This window comes from Microcoleus sp. FACHB-672, from assembly GCF_014695725.1.
GTDB lineage: Bacteria > Cyanobacteriota > Cyanobacteriia > Cyanobacteriales > Oscillatoriaceae > FACHB-68.
In genome coordinates this window covers 97,755-118,675 of record NZ_JACJOU010000025.1, presented here as the reverse complement: position 1 = coordinate 118,675, position 20,921 = coordinate 97,755, and the positions used below count along the sequence as shown (strand labels likewise).

The following is a 20,921-nucleotide window of genomic DNA, read 5'->3' as shown; positions in this document are numbered from 1 at the left end:
CTGAATTTTTAGAACAATTCATAAAATTCTAAACTTTTTGAGGATAAAGTCGGCTAATTTTCTGCATGAGGTTAGATCGTTGGGAGGCTCTTCAGCCTCTGATGAAGACCGGCCCTTTGTCTCCCTACAGATATTACTCTCCGCGCTCGTTTCATCGGCTTCTATCAGTCAGGTGGGAGGGTTTCCCAATGAATCTAAGAAACCGATGTCGGCAACTATGAGCTAGCTCAAAGTCAGAATCAGAAATTTTTGCCATTGTAGTGAATAGCACCGGCTCCAACAAGGTGAACGCTATGAGCAACGCGACTTTGAATTTCCAAACAGCATCGGGTCATCAAATACTGGCAGCCGCCGGCAAAACTATTTTACGGCCCGGTGGGCGCACTGCCACAGAACAATTATTCCAATGGGCTAATTTTCAGCCTGGGGAAACAGTGCTAGAGTTAGCTTCTAGTTTTGGTTACAGTGCGATCGCCCTAGCTCAGCGTTTTAGCGTGCGGGTTGTTGGTGTTGAGAAAAATCCAGAAAGTGTGGAGCGTGCCCGTGCTAATGTTCAGGCTGCCGGCTTAGAAGGACAAGTCGAAATTATTGAGGGAGATATTTTTCATTTAGATGCCATTTCCGAGCAGTTTGATTGGGTTTTTGCAGAAGCAATTTTATCCATGCAATCTGCACTGGGAAAAGCTAAAATCTTGAAGGAAATTCAGAGTCGGCTTAAACCAGGTGGCAAGTTTCTCTCTCACGAAATGGTTGCCAAAAGTCGTGAAGCAGAAATTCATCAAGATTTAGCACAAATTGTGCGAAACAATACGACACCGCTATCTGAAGCGAACTGGAAAGCAGCTTTTATAGCAGCCGGCTTTCAAGTTCAGCAGCAAAAAATCGGCACGCTGGCATTGTTAGATTTGCGGCAAGTGATTCAAGATGAAGGCTTGTTGAGTACGGCTAAAATTCTGTGGAATGTGTTAACTCACCCGCAGATCCGGCAGCGGGTGCTGGCAATGCGTGGTGTGTTTAAGAAATACCAGCAAGATTTGGGATACATCGTTCACTGTGCAATTGCTGAGTAAGCTTGCCCATTTTAGAACTAAAAATCAGTACCTTTGCATTCGCTACAATTAAAGAGGTTAAATGACCATGACAACTCCAACTGTAACCGGCTCATCTTCAATCATTCGACTGCAAGAGCAAATCGAATACCCTCATGCCGGCGTCCTCAGCAAAGTGCTGGTGAAAGATAAAAATTGTCACTACACCCTATTTTGCCTAGCTGCCGGCACCGATATTTCCGAACATTCTTCAGCTCGGAATGCAACCGTTAATGTCATAGAAGGGCGAGGAATTCTGAATTTAGAGGGAAAAGATATTAAGCTGGAACCAGGCGTTTTTATCTTTATGCCGGCTCATGCGCTTCATGCCTTAAAAGCTGAAGAAAATTTAGCTTTTCTGCTGACGCTTTCTGAAGCTGTATAACCAGCAAATGACTGGGTGATTAGAACCCATCCTCTCAGCCCAGACCAAAGGAAACGGCAGTTTTTGGGACTTTACCTGCCGGCTTCAGCGCGCCGGTAATTTATCAACCCGTCTCGACAAAAAAACTGCTCAGAAATTGTTGTTTTATGAGCTACCTCATAGAAGTAACAGCCGCCTTCAGAGCATACTATTCCTAAAGTTAGTCATTTCATTCAATCTCAACCATGCAATCAACCTTAGAAACATTCGCGCAACACTTAGATTTATCCAAGACTCAGTTAGAAGCGTTACTCTCGAAACCGCTCACAGACTGCCTTAAATCCCCAGAACTACAGCAACAGCTAGACAGCTTAGATGTTCAAACACTCAGAGAAACGTTGCCAACCGCAGCGAGTGTATTAGCTGAAAGACTTCCTCCTTTTTATAGTTGGTTAAAAAATGAGTTAGGAGTTCAGCGGGTTCCTGACAGTCCAGCTCACACAACTAAATGGGTAATTGGGTTTGTTAATAAGCAAGAAAGCTTGACTCGTTTAGTTGAATTGCATCGTCCCGTTCCAAGGCCGGCATTAGAGCGTTCGGTTGCTCCTTTAGTGGCGGCATTTGATGGCGTAGAAGACGAGCAAATCCGACAAAAATGGCAAAAAGCAGTTGCAACGCTTTGCTTACCTCTGGTTGTTGCCGCTCGTGAAGATGAACGAACTCACCAATAACACTGTAAAAACATTAGGGCTTATGCCGACCCATAGCCCTTAAAGCTGCGAAATTATACGACTGATGAGCGGGTACTGTTCAGTCAGTACCCCTTCTTTAGATAGAAGTCACATTTCAATCCGAATAGTATTCTTTTCGTATCAAGGGTTGGGTTATTTTCGAGAATAAGCTTGACAAAAATTTGGTTAAGGAGAATTGAGAAATGATTCGTCTTCTTGTCAATGTTTTAGAATTGATTCTGAACACCTTTTATCGCCATCGCCGCTATCCCCGCTTTTTTGTTTTAGAAACAGTGGCGCGGGTTCCCTACTTTGCCTACACTTCAGTTCTTCACCTCTACGAAACAATGGGGTGGTGGCGTAAGGCAGATTGGCTTAAAATTCACTTTGCCGAGTCTTGGAACGAACTCCACCACTTGCTAATTAGTGAAGAATTGGGTGGGAACAAATACTGGATCGACCGCTTTGTTGCTCATGCCGGCGCTTTGGTTTACTACTGGATTGTTGTTTCTGTGTACATCCTTTCACCTCGTTCTGCTTATCACTTTATGCAGCTGGTGGAAGAACACGCTTACCATACTTATGATGAGCTTCTCAAAGAGCATGGGGACGAACTGAAAACTCAGGCTCCACCCCAAATTGCCATCAGTTACTACAGAAATGGCGACCTCTATATGTTTGATGAATTCCAAACAACTCGTCCGCCAGAGGAACGCCGTCCGAATATTGAAACGCTTTATGACGTGTTTGTTGCCATTCGAGATGATGAAATGGAACACGTTAAAACAATGGTTGCGTGTCAAAACGATAATGCCAGAGCGACTTTCAAGAGTCCTCACAGCCCTGATAAAGTGGCATTACCTGAAGCGAGCAAAGCCGACATTGAAAGGAATGAAGAGAGTTTAGAGGAAGAAGCGGTTGAGAAAGAGCCGGTAGAAATGCAGTAGTGCTTTTTTCCCCAAGCGCTCTAAATTTACGCATCTAAGATTGAAAATTGATTCGTCATAAATCAGCCGGCAACCGCTCCATTAATAATACTTCTATTAATGTACAGCGTTGCTACATTCAATTCTCAAGGTTAGTATTAGCCGACGCTGTCTAATGAACATGGGGTTAATGTGATGTTGCTGGTTTCCTTTTTCTCACTAATGCCGAGTTCGGTATTCCTAAAGTCAGCATTTATTGAGTGCTTTTTTAAACTTTTCTATAACAGTGCTAGGAAAAACTTAAGAAATCATGAACTGTGTGAGAGCGAATTCCAGGCGATATTCTTTTTGCCATCGGTGCAATGACGATGTTTGTGTTTACAGTTCAGGCTGTTTATGCGATTTCTCACTTTCCAGTTCAGACTGCAAATCAGCCGGCAGAATTAAAGTCGGTTGAACGATAAACATTTTTTGATTTTAAACCGCAGATAAACGCAGATGTAAAAATCTGCGTTTATTAGTTTTAATGTAAAGAAGTTTTACAAGTTAGGGCGTTTCTAAAATCACTAAATAGAATTGAGGAGCTTAATTTCACACAAAATCCTCAAGGGTGGCACGCTGCCGGTGAGGGATGAAAGCCTTTAGCATCAGGTTGCAAAGATGCGTAGCAAGGAAGGTGCAACAATGGCAGAGAATTGGAATCAACCCAACAATGGTGAAGCAGTGCTGGGCGGGAACATCCCTGAGCCGGTAAATTCTGACGTTTTGGGAAGAATTGAAGAAGTTAAAAGCCTGTTGATGGGCGGGGATGAAAATCAAAAAATCGCTGTACTTCATCAGGCTTGGAATTATGGTGAAGAGGGCATAAAACTGGTGCTGTCTGCCCTAGAAGATAAGTCTTTGCGGGTGCGGAAGTTCGCCTCTACGCTGCTTGAAGAAAATTTAAAACCAATCGAGCAACATTTAGACCTGCTGGTGCCTATTTTAAATGATGGGGCGTGGACAATGCAGGTGGTGGTTTATTCACTGCTTCAACAAAATGTAGAGCCAGCCTTAAAACGAGTGCTACGAACGTGTGACCCTTATTTACGGCTGGAATACTTACGCACTCTCACTAAGCATTCCGAGTCGGTTGATTATTCCCTTGCAATTAGCCCCGATGGCCACACCCTCGCTTCTGGCAGCCGTGACAACATCAATCTATGGGATTTGCAAACCGATGAACTAAAAACTACCTTTACCAGTCAAGGTACTAATTCTTACGTTGCTTTCATCCCTGATGGTCAGACTCTAGCTTACCAAAATAAGCTTTTGAACCTGCACACTGGGGAAGAGAGAACCTTTCCAGCCTATCGTAGCGGCCTATATGTGCTTGCTAGTGATCGTGCTGACAATACCTTCAAGCTCTGGCAGTTAAATGACGAACCACTGCAAGCGAGCCTAGGCGAGCATTTAAACTGGGTTGAAAACTTCAAGATACAGATTAGCTACAAGACAATCGAACTCGTGGAGCATGGATACCCAAAGACCACCTTCACGGGCCATTCAAGGAAGGTTACTTGCGTTGCCATTAGCCCTGATGGGCAGACTCTCATTAGCGGCAGTGAAGACCAGACCCTCAAAGTGTGGGACTTGCACACAGGTAAACTAATAACAACCCTCACCGGCCATTTAGGGGAGGTTACTTGCGTTGCCATTAGCCCTGATGGGCAGACTCTCGTTAGCGGCAGTGATGACTGCACCCTCATAGTGTGGGACTTGCACACAGGTGAACTGAGAAGCACCCTCGCCGGCCATTTAAAGGAGGTTACTTGCGTTGCCATCAGCCCCGATGGCCAAACAATCGCTAGTGGGAGTGATGACAAAACTATCAAACTCTGGACGGTAGGTGTGCCCAGAGTAGATGCAGTTGAATTGCTCTATACTTACCTGGCTCTAAAACAGACGCTCAGCTTTGATCAAGCCAGCTTAGAGTCGGCCATTCAAGCTCTTGTGGATGAATCCTGGCAGGTACGGGAAATTACTTATGCCTTACTACAGGAAAATGTTGAGCCAATACTCAAGCAGGCGTTACAGCCATACCATTCTGGAGTGGGCAGGAGTCCGAGCCATCTTCTGGCTCCTACTGAATTGTTTCATCGTTACCTTGCCCTAAAAGAAACGCTCAAGTTGAGTCAAAGCAATTTGGAGTCGTTGATTGAGGCGTTCAAACATCTTAAGGAAGAGTGCTGGCAGGTACAGGAACTTGCTTACGCTCTGGCTTTGGAGTCAGGTAAAAATGGTTTAGAACTGGTTATGCATGGCTTAAACTATGAATCCTGGCAGGTTCAGTGTAGTGCTTACGCACAACTACAAAGATATGCTGAACCAAGGTTGAAGCCGGCGCTGCGAATCTGCAATCCTTATTCCCGGCTTAAATGCCTCCGTACCCTCACCGGCCATTCATACTGGGTTACTTGCGTTGCCATCAGTTCCGATGGGCGCACCCTCGTCAGTGGCAGTGCGGACAAAACCATCAAGGTGTGGGACTTAGAAAGTGGCGAACTGAAAACCACCCTTACCGGCCCATCCTGGGTGACTTGCCTTGCCATCAGCCATGATGGACGCACCCTCGTTAGTGGCGATTCTTACAACACTATCAACGTGTGGGACTTAGAAAATGGGCAACTCAAAACAACCCTCACTGATGATTCAAACTCGGATTATAGCGTTGCCATCAGTCCTGATGGGCGCACCCTCGTCAGTGGCAGCCGTGACAAAACCATCAAGGTGCGGGACTTAGAAAGTGGCGAACTGAAAACAACCTTCATCGGCCATTCAGGCAGGGTTGATTGCGTTGCTATCACCCCAGACGGACAAACCGTTGTTAGTCAGAATAGGGATAGTAGCGACAATACTGTCAAATTCTGGAATTTGGACACAGGGCATCTGAAAACTACTATTGCTGCTCGCTGGTGGGATTCAAATTTTGTCATTAGCCCCGATCAACGTATCTTCGCCATTAAAAATAGTAAGCCCTCTGGTCAATTGTGGGACTTAGAAAGTGGCGAAGTGAAAACCACCCTCATCGGCGCTTCATCTGGTATTAAAAACCTCTCTATCAGCCCGGATGGGCGCACTATCGCGGGTGAGGCTTACAAGACTATCAACGTGTGGGACTTGGACAGCGGCGAAGTGAGAACTATTCTTACCGGACATTCAGACTCGATCATGTCAATTGCCATTAGTCCCGATGGGCAAACAATTGCCAGCGGGAGTCAGGACAGAACCATCAAGGTCTGGGGAATTGAGAATTTAAGCAGAACCCGATTCGATCCCGTCGTATTTATCCACCATTACCTTGCCCTAAAAGAGGCTCTTCAGTCCGATCAAGCCGGTTTAGAGCGGGTGATTACAGCTCTCAAGGACAAATCATGGGAGGCTTACGAGGCTGCTTATTCCCTGCTGCAAGGAAGACAAGAACCTATCGTCAAACAGGCGTTACAAGAATACAGCGATGCACTGAGTTCTGCAGTCGGAATTGACTATACGCGACTGCGGCATTTACTGGTAACACAGCAGTGGCAAGAGGCCGAACAGGAAACACAAACTATCATGCTTCAAATTTCGGGCTGTTCGAGAGACGCTGACATTAAAAGCATACTAAACCCAGTCTATGTTCAATCTTGTGGGGTTATAGATAGCATAGAATGCAGCATACCGCCTCAAGACCTACAGACTATTTCCGATCTGTGGGAAAAATACAGTAAAGTTAGCTCCAGCTTTATGACGGCGATGCCAACGCTGAACTTTTGGATAGCTGTAAAAACAAAGCTTGAAGAAATGGCCAAGGAAAACCAAGAGCTTAGCGCAACGTATACGGAGAGGTCTTCAGAAGCCTACGCAGAAGATATGAAGCATCGTTTATGAAGAATCGCTCTCAACGCCAGATTGTTTGGCCTATCTGCAAAGTTTAGCACTTAAGGCCGGCGGTGGTTGGCCATCACTGACTAAAATAGCTTTCAGCAACAAAACGGACTTCTGATCTGTCCGGTTTCGGTGGCAGTCCCAGAGGTGCGTTAAGGACTTTGCTTACCACTGGCGATCGCTTCCAATTCTTTTTCGTCCAAAATTGTAATTTTACCGCCGCGACTGTAAGCAACAATTGATTTAATACTTTTAATCAGTCGTAGGCATTCTTCATAGGTAATTCCGATACTGCGGGCAATTTGATAGTAAGAAAGCTTGGATTTTAAAACAAAGCCGGCAGGCGTTTTCTCTGTGCCATCTTGTGAGGCAGAATATAAAATTAACCGCGATAAGCGCACAATGGCGCGTTCTGAAACTAATCCATGTACGGTGTCGTGAAGCTGCTGGATTCGCTGATTAAATACCATTAACATTCGCAAGGCAATCTCAGGTTTTTGCTGAATGGCTTCTAGTAAGGCATCTCGATCTAGGGTGAGAATTTCGCTATCAGATTCAGCGGTAACGGTTGCCGGCGCAATGCCATTGCCTAACAGTGCCGGTGCGGCAAAAATTTCTCCTGGTAATAAGGTGCGGAGAATTGTTTCTTTACCGGCAGCCGAGGTTTTGGTAACGCGAAGGGAACCCTTGAAGAGTGCATAAAGCTTCGCCGGCAACCGATCCCCTTCTTGCATGACAATTTCCCCCAGCTGATATTGCTTCACTTGGCTATAAGGTTGCAACCGTTCTAATTCTGGGGATTCTAAATCTGAAAAAATTAAAATTTGTGCGAGTTGTTCAATGGTAGCTTTCATATTTTTTTCATAGTTTCTGCTGAATTAAATTCTCCCCATCTCCGTTGAAGCGGGGAGTACATTCCAACAGCTCATCTACCCTTTGATATCTGTTTAAAACTCAAAATCTTCCGCTTAGGGTATTGTATATATCCAAAGATAGAGGTAATATTATTCATATCCGAAGGGGAGTAGCTGCCGGCAGAGAAAAAAGTCGGCCCATCTAAATCAACATACTGGCAAATCGCCTGGTTTAGATGACAAGTTTTTGAAATTAAACGTCAAATACTTGGGAGCGAGACCTTCACTGAGTTCACATCGTTAGTGAGCTTGGTGAAGTCTTAATTGCTTCCATCAAGCTCACTCATTCAATAGAGAAATTGAGAGGAGCTTGAGAGCGTGTTAGCAGCGTTTACTGCCGGCTTATTATTAATTACGGTTTCAGAATTAGGCGATAAAACATTTTTTATTGCCGTCATTTTATCCATGCGCCACTCGCGCCGGCTCGTATTTACCGGCGTCACAGCAGCCTTGGCAGCGATGACGGTGCTATCTGTACTCCTTGGACAAGCGGCATCCTTACTTCCCCAAATTTATATCACTTGGGCAGAAATTTTATTATTTCTCGGGTTTGGAATTAAGCTGCTGTACGAAGCGAGTCAAATGCCGCCAAAAACAGAGTGCGCTGAAGCCGAAGAAGCCGCCGCTGTTGTCGAGCAAGCTGAGTTGAACTTACCGCGCACTCCCTTAAAAAATAGCGCCAATCCCGTCCTTTCTTTGAACTCGCCCCAGATGGCAATTGTCTTTCAGTCGTTTCTCATGACGTTTTTAGCCGAGTGGGGAGATCGCACCCAATTTGCCACGATTACTTTAGCCGCCTCCAATAACGCAGCCGGTGTTACCCTCGGTGCCATTCTCGGACATACTATTTGCGCCGCAATCGCAGTTTTGGGGGGACGCATGATCGCTTGTCGCATCTCTGAGCGGATTATGACAGCGATTGGAGGCGCACTGTTTCTAATTTTTGGTGCACTCGCCTTAGAAAGCGTTTTGTAATCGTGAAAATTGAAGCGGAAAAACGAAAACGCTTGACAGAAGTTGTGGCTAAAATTCCAGATGGGAAAATTTGAACCGCAGCGGAACACCTCTAAACAAATGGTGTTCCGTTGCAGAAGACTACTCTTGAGGCGCGTTACTGGGCAAACTCTCAGTCGGGGTTGCAGCCGGCGTGGGAGTCGGTGCCGGCGCTGCGGCTGCTAGTTGCTGAATTTGATCTTTATACTTTGCCGGCGCTAAAGTCGTCGCCCTCGAGAATAGAGACGTCGCCTCGCCAGATTTGCCTTGTCGTTTGAGTACAATTGCCTTGCCTAGCACAGGGCGAAAATCGTCAGGCTTATTTTTAGTCAGTTCATCGTAAATCGCCAGGGCTTCCGCATAACGTTTTTCCTCGGCGTACACCTGCCCTAAAATCAGCTGCACCGAAAGCACATCAATACTGCCGGGAGCAACCTGATTCGCTTGAGGAGCGCCTTTGAGCGTATCTTGCAGCAACCCAATTGCCGCTTCTGGGCGGTTTTGTTGCAGCAGCAGACTCACCAATCCTTGCAGCGCCTCAACATTTCCGGGTTTACTGGTCAGAATTGAGCGGTAAGATTGGGCAGCGCCTTCGCGATCTCCAATTTGTTGCTTTGCTTGAGCGAGAAGCACGCCATAAAGTGGATCTTCAGGATTTGACTTTGCTAGTTGTTCGAGAGGGACGATCGCCCCTTTAATATCACCCAACTCTAGCCGAGTCCGTAATAGCCCTTCCAGCGCTGCCTTATTTGCCGGCTCGCGCTGCAAAACAAGTTCATAACCCCGTGCTTGCCCTTCCAAGTCTGCCTGCTTAGAAGGCTGCTGCGCCGCCTGCGGGGTGGTTGCCGGCGTCGCTTCAGGAGGCACTTGATTTGCCTTAAGAACATCACTTAAAAGGGGAAGGATGGAAAACCCCACAAAGGCGATGAGTGCCAACACCATCACCACTCGAACAATCAAGCGACTGCGTTTTTGGGACACAAAACTGCTTTGAACTCTACAGACATTATCGAGCAAGAAGGGATAGTCCTGCGCTTTGATCGCTCTCAACGCTCCATTGCCGGTTAAATATCCCCACTTCCCCCCTAGATTAACATGGCGAGGCAAAAACGCCTCGGTGCTTGTCACAAAGAAGCCGGCAACTCCTTTTCAGAAGTGCCGGCTTCTTTATTACCCTTCAACGATGCAAACTAGATGTTGTAAACCTAGGCTTCTCCAGTGATAGACAGCCCATCCACCCATATTCTGGGGCACACGCCCCCAGGTGTCAGTTCTGCATCTGGTTCGACAAAAATAATCGACTGGAGGACTTCGCGAAAGTCACCGGCAACCGTTGCAGATTCAATGCTCGTCAATTTGCCGTTATTCACCATCCAACCGTCAAACGGCAGAGAAAAGGAACCCTGTAACGATTTAACGCCGGCATGAAGTGCCTGAAGATCATCGATAAAAATCACATTGTCTGCATTCGCAAGGCTATATTCCTGCTCAGCTTTCGCACCTTGAAGGACATGATAAAAGTGCGAACTCACCATAACTTTAGAGCCGATATTTGCATGACCCGTAGGCTGAGCATTGAGCCGTTTTGCCGTGCCGGCACTGTGAAGAAAATTGCTTAGAATGCCCTTTTCAATCAGCGAAATCCGACGAGTCGGCGTGCCTTCACCATCAAACGTTTCCGCTCCGATATTCGCTGGATGCAGTGCGTCATCGTAAACCGAAAGCAAAGGAGAAGCAATATTTGTTCCCAAAGATTCAGGCGTCGATAAACTTTGCTTATCCAGAATACTTTGAGCATTGTACAAGTTAGAAAATGCCCCTAACAAGCTCAAGAATGCTTCCGGAGAGAAAACCACGGTATATTTACCAGTCTTGACTTTTTCATAGTTCAAGTGACTGATCGTTTTCTCAGCCGCTTCTTTCAAGCAACCTTCAATATCGAGCTGTTCCAAACTGCGGCTAAGTTTAAACGCGCCGGCACTCCGGGGTTTTTTCCCTTCTTGTTCAGTTTTGCTGTAAAGATAGATAGAGGCAACGGAATGAGATTCATTCCTTGTCGCGCCGGCACTGTTGAGATAAAACCTGTCAATCTCTCGTTGAGCCAAACCATTGTAAGGCACACCTTCAATAGCCGGATGCGCCGCCAACAGTTCCTTTTCCGCCTCTATCAGGCTTTCTATCAACTGAGAAACTGGCGCTTGAGCTGCCTTCTCATCCGAGGACTTTTCGAGGGGGACAGTCGCTTCTGGGCTAAAATCAGGAGCATTATCCTTGACCCCAAAAAAACTTGCCTCATAAGCCGTTTCCAGGGCTAATTTCAGGCCATTTGGATCAACATCTGTGGTGCTGGTGACACCCACTGTATTGTCATCATTCCAGACACGAACCGTCACACCAGAGCGATTAGAAGCCTTAACTTGTTTCGGCGCTCCTCTATCGACTTGAACGCTGGTTTCATCAACACTCGATCCATAGATATCGAACTTTTTGATGCCGAGTTTCTCAGCACTTTCCTTGGCGTGATTAGCAATTTCGGTGATATTCGGCATAGTCAGTTGTTGAATTTAAAACAGTGAAATTTAACCAGAGATAACCGCAGATGATTTTAGAACTCATCCGCATTTATCTCAGCCCAACCAATCACTCAAATCTTCATTTGTGTGCCTCTGTGGTTAAAAAAATCTTCTTCCGTAATATTCGGCACAGTCACTTGTTGAATTTCAGAAAAAGAAGTTTCAACCGCAGATAAAAAGAATCGGATAATTTTTCAACCACAGATAAAGATGTTTTATTGATATTTATCTGCGATATTTGTGGTTGAAAACACTCTTTACCGGCCACCAACAGTAATGGAATCAACCTTAATATGGGGCTGTCCAACAGTGGTGTAAATGCTGCCACTAACAGAACCGCAGAAACCGGCAGCGAGACCGATATCTTGAGAACACATGGAAATTTTGTTCATGATTTCCTTAGCTTCCCCGATTAAAATCGCGCCTTTTAATGGCTTAGTAATTTTGCCATTTTCAATCAGATAAGCTTCTTCAACAGAGAAGTTAAATTCTCCAGTTGCGCCAACACTACCGCCGCCCATCTTTTTGCAATAAATGCCTTTATCGATGGAAGAGAATAAATCTTCGTTGGTGTATTCTCCGGGGGCGATATAAGTATTTCGCATCCGGCTAGCTGCGGCAAACGTATAATTCTGCCGGCGTCCACTGCCGGTTCTGGGATGTCCAGTGAGCAAAGACCCTGAGCGATCCGCTAAGAAGTTTTTCAGCACGCCTTTTTCAATTAACAGGGTGCGTTGCGCCGGCATCCCTTCATCGTCCATATCAATGGTGCCGAAAGCGTTTTTAGAAAGCCCTTCATCCCAAGCTGTTAAACTTTCGTGGGCGATTTTTTCACCTTTTTTCTCAGCAAAAGGAGTGGTTTTGCGTTCAATTTGAGTGGTTTCTAGCAGGTGTCCACAAGCTTCGTGGAAAATCACCCCACCAAATTGATTTGCCATGATAATCGGGTAATTTCCCGATTCCACATAATCTGCATAAAGCATGATGCCGGCAGATTCTGCAACTTCTTCAGCGGCAGCTTCAGGATTCCACTTTCTCAAAAAGTCTGCTTCGCTCGTGCTGCCGTCCCGCTTGGCGATGGATGAACGGTTGGCACCGTCAGCGCACAACAGGTTGTATCCTACAGATTGAGTCAGGCGGATATCACGGGCAAAAGTGCCATCACTGGCAGCCACTAAAACTTCTTGCCAATCTCTGAAATAGCTGGTTCGTCGGGATTGAATATGCTTCGCTTTGTGTTTCAGCAAGGCGCTGGCATCCAGTAGCACTTCTCCCATTTCTCGGATGGGGCTACACTGAGGTAACCAAGCATCTTTCCCTTTTTTTGTAGCGTAGTCTCTGAGGAGTTCTAAATTAATTTCAGGGATGAAAGCATTGGGTGCCGGCAGTTGCAGTCCCAGGATAGAAAGACCTTTTTCTAGAGCAGATTTTAGCCCAGAAAATGAAAGATCGTTCGTGCTAACGTAGCAATCGGCTTTGCCACGAAACACTCTAACGCCAGCGCCGGTGGAAAGACGCGGCGAAATGCTGGTGATAGTATCTTCTTCTGCCAAACAGCTAATATAGTTTGCACGTTCTAAGAAGAATTCGATAAAGTCCGCACCGGCAGCGCGTCCGAGTCCTAAAAGCGTTGATAGAGGCGCTTCCCAGGTTTCATCGAAGCGATCAGGGGTTGAGGTGTATTGAAGGGTAGGTAGTTCTTTGGAAAGCAGTAATGTACTGGGATGCATGGATAGCGTCATCAGAAGAACGTCCTTCAGAGAGTAGGCTGACTTTTCTTTGGTTTGTCCAGTCTAACAAATTCCTGAAACTCCGGCTGGACAATGGTTTTTTTGCGGTGGCTGCTACAGCCTTTATGACCTAGGAATTTTATTTAGCAAGTAATTTCTAGTATTCTCTTTTCTTGGCTGTTGTGTCGATTGTGGATAGGCGCAATGAAAGTGGGGGTTATAGCGATCCCCGAACTTCAGTTTTTGTGCTATGCGCCAAATTCTGCCGGCTACTACAGTTTCCCGCGACTGCTGCGACTGGTTGAACGCTGTCACTTTTAGCGCATCATGGGACTGCCGTGATGGTGAATTAAATACCATTTTCCACCCAAGAATTCAAAAATATTGGTTGCCATTGATTCTGCTTGAATTCGTCTGCCGGCACTCACTTGCAAGACTTTTTCGACTAAAACAATGTAACCAATGTCATTGCGAACATCTGCTGTAATAATCTCGGTTTCGATTTCGATGTAGTTGGTATTTTTAAAGATAAATTCCCAAGAAGTGCGAATTTCTTTCCACCCCCGCAGCGCATTGCGTCCAGGGTGAATGCAAAGAGTGCCGATTCCTTGCGACCAAATCGCACTCATTGCTTCCATGTCTTTTTTTTCAAAGGCTCGATAAAATGCTTCGTTAGCGGCTAATACTTCATTTCGTTCGTCTGTCATTTCGATTTTATCGTTTAAATGAACAATCATCGCCGGTATTCGTCGCCGCAGTCTCCGATAAGTTTATACAAATCCCGCGAGTTACGAATAACTGCATCGATTTGTCCCTCATCTTCTGCATCTAAGCTGAAATTAAAAACTCTGGCATTATCTTCTAAATGTTCTGACACACCCAGCCGCGCACCGACAATGACGCCCCCAACTGCCGGCAGATCTAAAATAGTACGAACGGCGATATTTGCGATGCTGACTTGATGTTTATCTGCGATTTGCTTGAGGGCGTTCAGTAATTCTTGAAATAAATTCCAGCCGCCCCAACTATCTATCATGTTTTTGTATTTTCGCAAGCTAGCGGTGGCGAGTTCTCCGCCCCGGGGTTCAGGCTTCCCGAGATATTTTTCTGATAGCAATCCGCCGCAAAGTGTGCCGTAGGTAAATAACTTGATGTCGTGTTGCCGGCACAATTGAACCATATTCACTAAAGGCCGGAGATCTACTAAAGAAAATTGCACTTGGTTGGATACTATTTTGATGTTATGGTCAAGAATTATTTTTAAATGCTCTGTATCAAAATTTGTCAGTGCCAGATGCTTAATTTTGCCCTCTTGTTGAAGTTCTGTCATATATTTGAGGGCGGCCAGATAATTTTCGTCTTTGTATTCCCACCAGTGAAATTGCATTAAATCGAGGGATTCAACGTTCATTCTCCGCAGGGAAATATCAATATTTTCTTCAACCAGCTTTCGGGTCATTTTCCCCGGTCTGGGCACCCATTTTGTAAAAGCTTGTAAATTAGAAAGGGCATCTTTCCCCCGAGTTGAAATTAATTGCCGGCGAAACTCACCAATAAAATCCTCTGCGGGGCCATAATGGTCTGCTAAATCCCAAGTTGTGAAACCGGCATCCAGATATTTAAACATATTCTCAATAGCAGCCTGCCGGTCAATTTTTCCGTGACCTCCAGATACTTGCCACATTCCATTTAACACACGGCAGATATTTAAATCTGGAGTAAATTGCAGCCGGCTGGATTCGGGTAAATTCATTTTTAATCCTTATTTTTGTTTTATCTAATCAGTTTAACGCCAGTCTTTCTCGGCTTGCTCTAATACATAAGCGGAGACATCCGCTATCTCCTGTTCACTTAAGCGATCTTTGTAGGCAGACATATTATTTTTGCCGGTTGCCACGATAGACGAGATCGCTTCGATTGAATCCATCCCATTTTGCTTTAAAGCTTTTTGTTTCAAATTCTTACCGCGCCTGATAATATTACCGCCATTAATATGACAGCCGGCACACTGGAGGCTAAAAATTTGTTCGCCGTTTGCAATATCTGCCGCTAAAGCCGGTTGGCTCAAAGTAATATTTAGCACGAACACCACCAGCATTATGGCTGTTAATAGCTTTTTCAATGAAATGCCCCTCAAATACATAAGTCATTGCCAATAAATAAACACAATGGTCGAGTTTAGATGTTCTATGCCCTATCCTCTGTCTTCTAAACTATTAGCACAAAATGGGATTCGCTGCTTAAAATTTATTGACAACGCAAGCAAACAAAGCCAAGCTTGACAAAGAGACTGACTAAGTCAGTTTTCAAAGAACGCTACGAAATCTATATTAAGCTAAACAGAGATTTAGAGTGTGATTTTACGCAAGTCTCTTTGTCTATTAGGAATTTTTACTGGCATTCTTTCTCCCGCCTGGGTAACGGTTGCTTCTGGGGTGGTGCAGCAGCCGGTGCAGGAACAAATTAGCTTGCAATTCCCACAAACATCGGATCGGGGTGCGCCGGCAAGAACGACTGGGGGAGGATCGCGGGGTTCTTCTTGTGTCGCCGAAGGACAAACCCCGCTTGTCGCACTGATGCCTACACGGAATAATGTTGGCACAACCGTTGCCGCCCATCCTACTTTATTTTGGTATATTCCTCAAACCCGCGCCCAATTGGCAGAATTTGTTTTAATTAACAGCCAAGGGGATGAAGTTTATCTGGCAACTGTTACACTTGCCGGCACGCCTGGTATTCTTAAACTTACTTTACCGGAAACGGTTGCTTTAGAAATTGGTCAAAATTATTTATGGCAGTTTGCGATAGTGTGTGATTCGCAAGATCGGGAGTCGGATGTGTTTGTTCGGGGATTATTGCAACGTAGAGAATTGAGTGGAAATTTAGAAAATCAGTTAAAGTTGGCTACAGGTTTAGAGCAAGCTCAAATTTACGCAAATGCAGAAATGTGGCATGATTCTCTGGCAATAGTTGCTGAGTTACGCAGTTCTGAGCCGGCAGAGTGGGAAGAACTTTTAAATTCTATTGGATTGTTAGATATCGCAACTTCGCCTTTTTTGGAGGTGCCGGTGGTGGAAAAGTTGCCTAATCCTTAGCGTTATTGCAAATGTTATTTTTTTTAACCGCAGATTCCGCAGGTGAAACTGGAATGTGCTGCGCTCGTCATTCAAGTTCCACCTGCGGACGCAGATAAACGCAGATGGGTTATTTGTGGGAGGTGAGGGTTTGTGGGTTTTAAGATGTTTGGGATATGTGCGGGTTTTAACCGGCTTGGGCGATTAGCCAGGGAGTTGAGTCCCTGGCAGGTTTCAGGCGAATGAAACGTGCTGCCTGGAGGCGCATCGCATGATTAAGGCACTGCTATGTTGTAATGCCGCTCCCGAACGGAAGGGCCACGCACTACGATCCGCACGCGACGACTCGCCGGCATGGGGACGACTGCTTTAAATTTACCGTCTCCGTCGGCCTCAATCGCTCGATCATTGATATAGATTAAATCCATCGGATCGACTTGACCTGTAACTCGGACGGTGCGCGGCCCTAGTTTGAACACATGAAAGCGTCTGAGATCGGAGAGGGGGGGTGTCTTTTGGGGGGTACTTGGCGCTTTTCCTGGTTCAATGACGGTAAAGAAGCCGGCATTTACGAGAACTTGTGTGCCTTGGGCTTCAGCGGCAACGATGCCATCAATTGTATCAACGCCGGTTTTGCCAATGGGGCCAACATCCACCCCAAAGGATGTGCCACTGACTCCCGCAACACCGGCGGGGGTGCGAACTCTCACCGGCGACGCGCTGGCGGATGAACTTTCTTGCGCGATGTCATCGAGTTTACCCAGTCCCGTAACCGTATTTAGGGCGGCAACTTCTGCGCCTTCGGCTTCTCCCCTCACAGAAGTCGGTCTGGCAACTGATCGGGCGATTGATAGTCTCACCCGTCCTGCCGGCACAGCAATTGCGGTCACTTGGTTGGGATCAATCCCCACATCTCCCGCCAGGGTTTGAATTTGGACGGTTGTTCTTTCCGCAACTTCTACAACGCCAATATAGCTGTCGATCCGCAAACGCGCAGTGGAGTTTTTGCCCGTGACTAATTCATCCCCTTCCGCAGTTAGACGATCACCTACTTGTGCCGGTCGCCCGTTAATTGTGACAGTGCCTTTAAGTTCCTCCACGCGCAACCCCCGCCCTGCTGCGGTTCCCTGCGCGATGATTGTATTGCCCGAAGTTGAATCAGCAACGATTGCCGGCTCAACATCGAGAAAATGTGACTTGATCGGCGCGGCAACCGTGTCAGTTGCCTGTGATCGCTGTGTGGAAGATGGAGAATTGGCATTGGCATTGGCTCGTTCTGTCAGTAATGTGCCGGCAAGAACAGCCAGAAAGAAGCCGGTTGAGGCGAATCTCCAAAAGCCTAAACACCGCAAAATTTGATTCATGTTTATATTTTGTGATTTGGAGGACAAAACACTCTTAATCTTCCCATCAAGACGTGCCAGATCGGAAAGTTGACGGATTTCGTCGCCTTTTCCCTTAAAGAGCCGTTACTGTGAACAAACAACGAGGAACGCAGCAAACAGGGAATCAGTCTTTTAGAAAGTCTACTTCTGTTCTGCCTTTTCCTTACTCCCTTCTCTGTTTATCCTTCATCCTTCCGGAAAGAGTACAGTTATGGCTCAAAGACGCAAACAAAACTTAATTGATAGAGAATTTAAAAAGTCTTTGCGCTTATTCTTAAAATCCCCACTGAAGTTGGGGAACCAGCGCCCCAGCCGTGCTATTCAGATCACTTTGTTGCTGGGGATTCTGTTTTTGCCTTCGCCCGTCGTGGCAACTGCCGGCAAAGTGCCGGTGAAAACTGCTCAACTCTCACAAAATACCCCTTCTGATAGCCGTAGCGCCGCAGCGGATCGCGCCTTTGAGGAAGGATTGAAGCTGTTTCAAGAAAAAACGCCGCAATCGCTGTCACAAGCAATTCAAAAGTGGAAAGAGGCATTACAACTTTATCAAGCAATCGGAGATCGAGCCAAACAAGCCGACACGCTTTCCGGGATTGGTTCTGTTTACGGCATTTTAGGAGATAAACAGAATAGTTTAGAGGCTTACAATCAAGCGCTTTCCCTTTATCAAGCAGTAAACGATAAAGTTGCCGTTGCTGACACCCTTAATAGCATCGGTTTAACCAACGCCGATTTAGGAAAATTCAAACCGGCACTGGAATCTTACAATCAAGCACTCACCCTTTATGGTGAAGCAAAGGATGCCGGTGGAGAAGCTTATACTCTCAATAACCTGGGAGTAGTCTACGATGCCTTGAGCGAGTATCAGCAAGCCCTCGACGCTTATAACCGAGCTTTGCCCCTGTGGCGGGAAGCCGGTGAAAAAGGCGTGCAAGCCACCACGCTCAATAATATTGGCGTAATTTATGATGCCTTGGGCCAATCTCAGCCGGCCCTCGACGCTTACACCCAAGCGTTGGCGATTTATCGGGAGGTGAACGACAAATCTGGGATTCCCCTCACCCTCAACAACATCGGTTTAGTTTATGCCAACTCTGGTAAGTATGATCTCGCCCTGGACTACTACAAGCAAGCGCTGCCCCTATGGCAAGAAGTGGGCAACCGACGCAGACAAGCTACCACGCTAAATAATATCGGCTTTGTCTACGCCAACACCGAGCAGTTACCGAAAGCGCTTGAATCTTACAACCAAGCCTTGCCCCTATGGCGGGAAGCCGCTGATCGTCGGGGGGAAGCGAGCACGCTGAATAATATCGGCTTTGTCTATGCCAGTTCCAGCGATCACACGCAAGCACTAAATTACTATAACCAAGCCTTGCCCCTGCGTCGGGCGCTAAGCGATCGCCCGAAGGAAGCTTTAACCCTTTACCGACTTGCCCAGTCTCAACGTCAGTTGGGTAATCTGAATCAAGCAAAAACTGAGATTGAAGCGGCGATTGAAATTATTGAAGACTTGCGAACCAAGGTAGACAGCCAGGATTTACGGACTTCTTTCTTTGCTTCCAAGCAGGATTATTACGAGTTCTACATCGATCTGTTAATGCAGTTGCATAAAACCAACCCAAATCAAGGATATGATGCGGCGGCGCTGCAAGTCAGTGAGCGGGCGCGGGCGCGTTCGCTTTTGGAGATCCTGACGCAAGCCGGTGCAGAAATTCGTCAAGGGGTTGATCCGCAGCTATTAGAGCGCGAAAGCAGCTTGCAGCAACAACTTGCGACACTGGAAGAACGCCGAGTGCAAATGCTTGCCGGTCAACATAAAAAAGAACAGACTGGAGCGATTAACACCCAAATTTCTACCCTTTTGGCGGAATACCGGCAAGTTCAGTCAGAAATCAGAGCCAAAAGTCCCCGCTACGCCGCCCTCACCCAGCCACAACCCCTGACGTTATCAGAAATTCAAACACAGGTGCTTGATGAGAATACGGTGCTGCTGGAATACTCGCTAGGCACGGATCGCAGTTATTTATGGGCGGTGACACCGACTTCGATCAGTAGCTATGAACTGCCTGGGCGGGAGGAAATTGAGGATGCTGCCCGGAATTTCCGAGATGCGGTGACGGTTCCGAGTATGAGAATTCGCCGGCAAAAGACGGTAGAATCGGCGGCTGCACTGAGTCAGATTATTTTAGCGCCGGTTGCCGATCAGTTGGCTGACAAACGCTTGCTGATTGTCAGTGATGGGGCTTTGCAATACATTCCTTTTGCTGCGCTGCCGGTGAATAAGAATGTTGCAAAAGCCGGCACTTCTCAAGCATCAGAATTGGTGCCATTAGTCGTGAAGCACGAACTCGTGAACTTGCCTTCTGCCTCAACGATTGGCATTTTACGGCGAGAAATAGCGGGGCGTAACGCAGCTTCTAAAACTTTGGCAGTGCTAGCTGATCCGGTATTTGCCAAAAATGATGAGCGCGTTAAAAATGTGTCCTTAACTGAGCCGGTTAAAGGTGAAAAGGCGGCTCAAGAATTCGAGTTTAACTTGAAGCGATTACCCTTTACGAAAGAAGAAGCTGAGGAGATTTTAAAGCTAGTGCCGGCTTCCCAAAAAACCAGAGCGTTTGGGTTTGCGGCGAGTCGAGATATCGCCACCAGTCCGGAACTCAGTGAATATCGCATGGTTCATTTTGCGACGCACGGCATCCTCAACAGCATGAAGCCAGAGTTATCAGGATTAGTGCTATCAATGGTAGACAAACAAGGCAAGCCGCAAGATGGTTTTCTGCGCCTGTCAGAAATTTTTAACCTGAATCTGCCGGCTGAGTTGGTCGTTTTGAGTGCCTGTGAAACCGGACTTGGTCAACAAATTCGAGGGGAAGGATTGGTAGGCTTAACAAGGGGATTTATGTATGCCGGTGCAGCTCGTGTGGTGGTGAGTTTGTGGAGTGTGGATGATGCAGCGACATCGGATCTGATGGTCAATTTCTATCAAGGAATGCTGAAAAAAGGCTTAGCGCCGGCTGCTGCTTTACGGGCGGCACAGATAGAAATGTGGCAGAAACAGGAATGGGAAGCGCCCTTTTATTGGGCCGGCTTCACGGTGCAAGGGGAATGGAGGTAGACGGCGAGAGTGGAAGCGTTAAAAAATTAGCAATTTTCCATTCTTCCGCTTGATTAGGAACATGAGCTTGGTTGATAAATTCATTAATAGTAGATAAGCCGATTAGGGATTATCTTTGT

18 protein-coding genes are annotated in these 20,921 nt (G+C 46.4%); 10 read left to right on the top strand and 8 right to left on the bottom strand.

Features of this window, described 5'->3' with window-relative positions:
* Positions 1–79 precede the first annotated feature (79 nt).
* The 6 genes from H6F56_RS20015 (at position 80) to H6F56_RS19990 (ending at position 7,018) form a co-directional block, all read left to right on the top strand.
* Positions 80–226 carry a hypothetical protein gene (locus H6F56_RS20015; protein ID WP_190671675.1) on the top strand — a complete coding sequence of 49 codons (147 nt, stop codon included), beginning with the start codon at positions 80–82 and terminating at the stop codon, positions 224–226.
* A gap of 67 nt (positions 227–293) precedes the next feature.
* On the top strand, positions 294–1,070 hold the full coding sequence (locus tag H6F56_RS20010; RefSeq protein ID WP_190671673.1) for an SAM-dependent methyltransferase: 777 nt from the start codon (positions 294–296) through the stop codon (positions 1,068–1,070).
* Positions 1,071–1,137: 67 nt separating this feature from the next.
* Complete coding sequence (locus H6F56_RS20005) at positions 1,138–1,473, top strand: cupin domain-containing protein (protein WP_190671672.1); 336 nt, start codon at positions 1,138–1,140, stop codon at positions 1,471–1,473.
* Positions 1,474–1,697: 224 nt separating this feature from the next.
* Positions 1,698–2,183 carry a hypothetical protein gene (locus H6F56_RS20000; protein WP_190671670.1) on the top strand — a complete coding sequence of 162 codons (486 nt, stop codon included), beginning with the start codon at positions 1,698–1,700 and terminating at the stop codon, positions 2,181–2,183.
* A 203-nt stretch (positions 2,184–2,386) separates the two neighbouring features.
* Complete coding sequence (locus H6F56_RS19995; RefSeq protein WP_190671668.1) at positions 2,387–3,130, top strand: alternative oxidase; 744 nt, start codon at positions 2,387–2,389, stop codon at positions 3,128–3,130.
* Between the two features lie 639 nt (positions 3,131–3,769).
* Positions 3,770–7,018 carry a GUN4 domain-containing protein gene (locus H6F56_RS19990; protein ID WP_190671666.1) on the top strand — a complete coding sequence of 1,083 codons (3,249 nt, stop codon included), beginning with the start codon at positions 3,770–3,772 and terminating at the stop codon, positions 7,016–7,018.
* A gap of 149 nt (positions 7,019–7,167) precedes the next feature.
* Here H6F56_RS19990 and H6F56_RS19985 read toward each other — a convergent pair whose 3' ends face one another.
* Entirely contained in the window at positions 7,168–7,869 is a 702-nt protein-coding gene (locus tag H6F56_RS19985) for a Crp/Fnr family transcriptional regulator (protein WP_190671663.1), read from the bottom strand.
* A 378-nt stretch (positions 7,870–8,247) separates the two neighbouring features.
* Here H6F56_RS19985 and H6F56_RS19980 point away from each other — a divergent pair, with 378 nt between their 5' ends.
* Positions 8,248–8,904, top strand: coding sequence for a TMEM165/GDT1 family protein (locus H6F56_RS19980; protein ID WP_190671661.1), 657 nt, complete (start codon positions 8,248–8,250; stop codon positions 8,902–8,904).
* Positions 8,905–9,024: 120 nt separating this feature from the next.
* Here the strand turns inward: H6F56_RS19980 and H6F56_RS19975 are convergent, their stop codons facing one another.
* From H6F56_RS19975 to petJ, 6 genes are all read right to left on the bottom strand, one after another.
* Positions 9,025–9,864, bottom strand: coding sequence for a tetratricopeptide repeat protein (locus H6F56_RS19975; protein WP_190671754.1), 840 nt, complete (start codon positions 9,862–9,864; stop codon positions 9,025–9,027).
* Between the two features lie 263 nt (positions 9,865–10,127).
* Positions 10,128–11,471, bottom strand: coding sequence for a TldD/PmbA family protein (locus H6F56_RS19970; RefSeq protein ID WP_190671659.1), 1,344 nt, complete (start codon positions 11,469–11,471; stop codon positions 10,128–10,130).
* Positions 11,472–11,752: 281 nt separating this feature from the next.
* On the bottom strand, positions 11,753–13,237 hold the full coding sequence (locus H6F56_RS19965) for a TldD/PmbA family protein (RefSeq protein ID WP_323799141.1): 1,485 nt from the start codon (positions 13,235–13,237) through the stop codon (positions 11,753–11,755).
* A gap of 305 nt (positions 13,238–13,542) precedes the next feature.
* Positions 13,543–13,962: a nuclear transport factor 2 family protein gene (locus tag H6F56_RS19960; protein ID WP_309236587.1), complete on the bottom strand. Its 420-nt coding sequence runs from the start codon at positions 13,960–13,962 to the stop codon at positions 13,543–13,545.
* On the bottom strand, positions 13,959–14,978 hold the full coding sequence (locus H6F56_RS19955; protein WP_190671656.1) for an aldo/keto reductase: 1,020 nt from the start codon (positions 14,976–14,978) through the stop codon (positions 13,959–13,961). Before H6F56_RS19955 ends, H6F56_RS19960 begins: the two co-directional genes overlap by 4 nt.
* A 33-nt stretch (positions 14,979–15,011) precedes the next feature.
* Positions 15,012–15,347 (bottom strand): cytochrome c6 PetJ, encoded by a 336-nt coding sequence (gene petJ / locus H6F56_RS19950; RefSeq protein WP_242032092.1) that lies wholly within the window; start codon positions 15,345–15,347, stop codon positions 15,012–15,014.
* Between the two features lie 232 nt (positions 15,348–15,579).
* Here petJ and H6F56_RS19945 point away from each other — a divergent pair, with 232 nt between their 5' ends.
* Together H6F56_RS19945 and H6F56_RS26960 are read left to right on the top strand one after the other, a co-directional pair.
* A complete protein-coding gene (locus tag H6F56_RS19945) occupies positions 15,580–16,320 on the top strand; it encodes a DUF928 domain-containing protein (RefSeq protein WP_190671650.1) in 741 nt (246 codons plus the stop codon).
* A 55-nt stretch (positions 16,321–16,375) separates the two neighbouring features.
* The gene (locus H6F56_RS26960) at positions 16,376–16,507 is read left to right on the top strand and encodes a hypothetical protein (protein WP_255513759.1); all 132 of its coding nucleotides are present in this window, start codon (positions 16,376–16,378) and stop codon (positions 16,505–16,507) included.
* Positions 16,508–16,574: 67 nt separating this feature from the next.
* On the opposite strand, the gene H6F56_RS19940 is transcribed toward H6F56_RS26960, so the two are convergent.
* Positions 16,575–17,663 (bottom strand): hypothetical protein, encoded by a 1,089-nt coding sequence (locus tag H6F56_RS19940; protein WP_190671648.1) that lies wholly within the window; start codon positions 17,661–17,663, stop codon positions 16,575–16,577.
* Positions 17,664–17,895: 232 nt separating this feature from the next.
* Here H6F56_RS19940 and H6F56_RS19935 point away from each other — a divergent pair, with 232 nt between their 5' ends.
* A complete protein-coding gene (locus tag H6F56_RS19935) occupies positions 17,896–20,802 on the top strand; it encodes a CHAT domain-containing tetratricopeptide repeat protein (RefSeq protein ID WP_190671646.1) in 2,907 nt (968 codons plus the stop codon).
* Positions 20,803–20,921: the final 119 nt, after the last annotated feature.

What these genes read in the sequence shown, in the direction of transcription:
- H6F56_RS19975 (WP_190671754.1), bottom strand. Translation starts at nt 9,864, where the DNA reads ATGGTGTTGGCACTCATCGCCTTTGTGGGGTTTTCCATCCTTCCCCTT.
- H6F56_RS19965 (WP_323799141.1), bottom strand. Translation starts at nt 13,237, where the DNA reads ATGACGCTATCCATGCATCCCAGTACATTACTGCTTTCCAAAGAACTA.
- H6F56_RS19985 (WP_190671663.1), bottom strand. Translation starts at nt 7,869, where the DNA reads ATGAAAGCTACCATTGAACAACTCGCACAAATTTTAATTTTTTCAGAT.
- H6F56_RS19935 (WP_190671646.1), top strand. Translation starts at nt 17,896, where the DNA reads ATGGCTCAAAGACGCAAACAAAACTTAATTGATAGAGAATTTAAAAAG.
- H6F56_RS20000 (WP_190671670.1), top strand. Translation starts at nt 1,698, where the DNA reads ATGCAATCAACCTTAGAAACATTCGCGCAACACTTAGATTTATCCAAG.
- H6F56_RS20005 (WP_190671672.1), top strand. Translation starts at nt 1,138, where the DNA reads ATGACAACTCCAACTGTAACCGGCTCATCTTCAATCATTCGACTGCAA.
- H6F56_RS20010 (WP_190671673.1), top strand. Translation starts at nt 294, where the DNA reads ATGAGCAACGCGACTTTGAATTTCCAAACAGCATCGGGTCATCAAATA.
- H6F56_RS19990 (WP_190671666.1), top strand. Translation starts at nt 3,770, where the DNA reads ATGCGTAGCAAGGAAGGTGCAACAATGGCAGAGAATTGGAATCAACCC.
- H6F56_RS19995 (WP_190671668.1), top strand. Translation starts at nt 2,387, where the DNA reads ATGATTCGTCTTCTTGTCAATGTTTTAGAATTGATTCTGAACACCTTT.
- H6F56_RS19970 (WP_190671659.1), bottom strand. Translation starts at nt 11,471, where the DNA reads ATGCCGAATATCACCGAAATTGCTAATCACGCCAAGGAAAGTGCTGAG.
- H6F56_RS19955 (WP_190671656.1), bottom strand. Translation starts at nt 14,978, where the DNA reads ATGAATTTACCCGAATCCAGCCGGCTGCAATTTACTCCAGATTTAAAT.
- H6F56_RS19960 (WP_309236587.1), bottom strand. Translation starts at nt 13,962, where the DNA reads ATGATTGTTCATTTAAACGATAAAATCGAAATGACAGACGAACGAAAT.
- H6F56_RS19940 (WP_190671648.1), bottom strand. Translation starts at nt 17,663, where the DNA reads ATGAATCAAATTTTGCGGTGTTTAGGCTTTTGGAGATTCGCCTCAACC.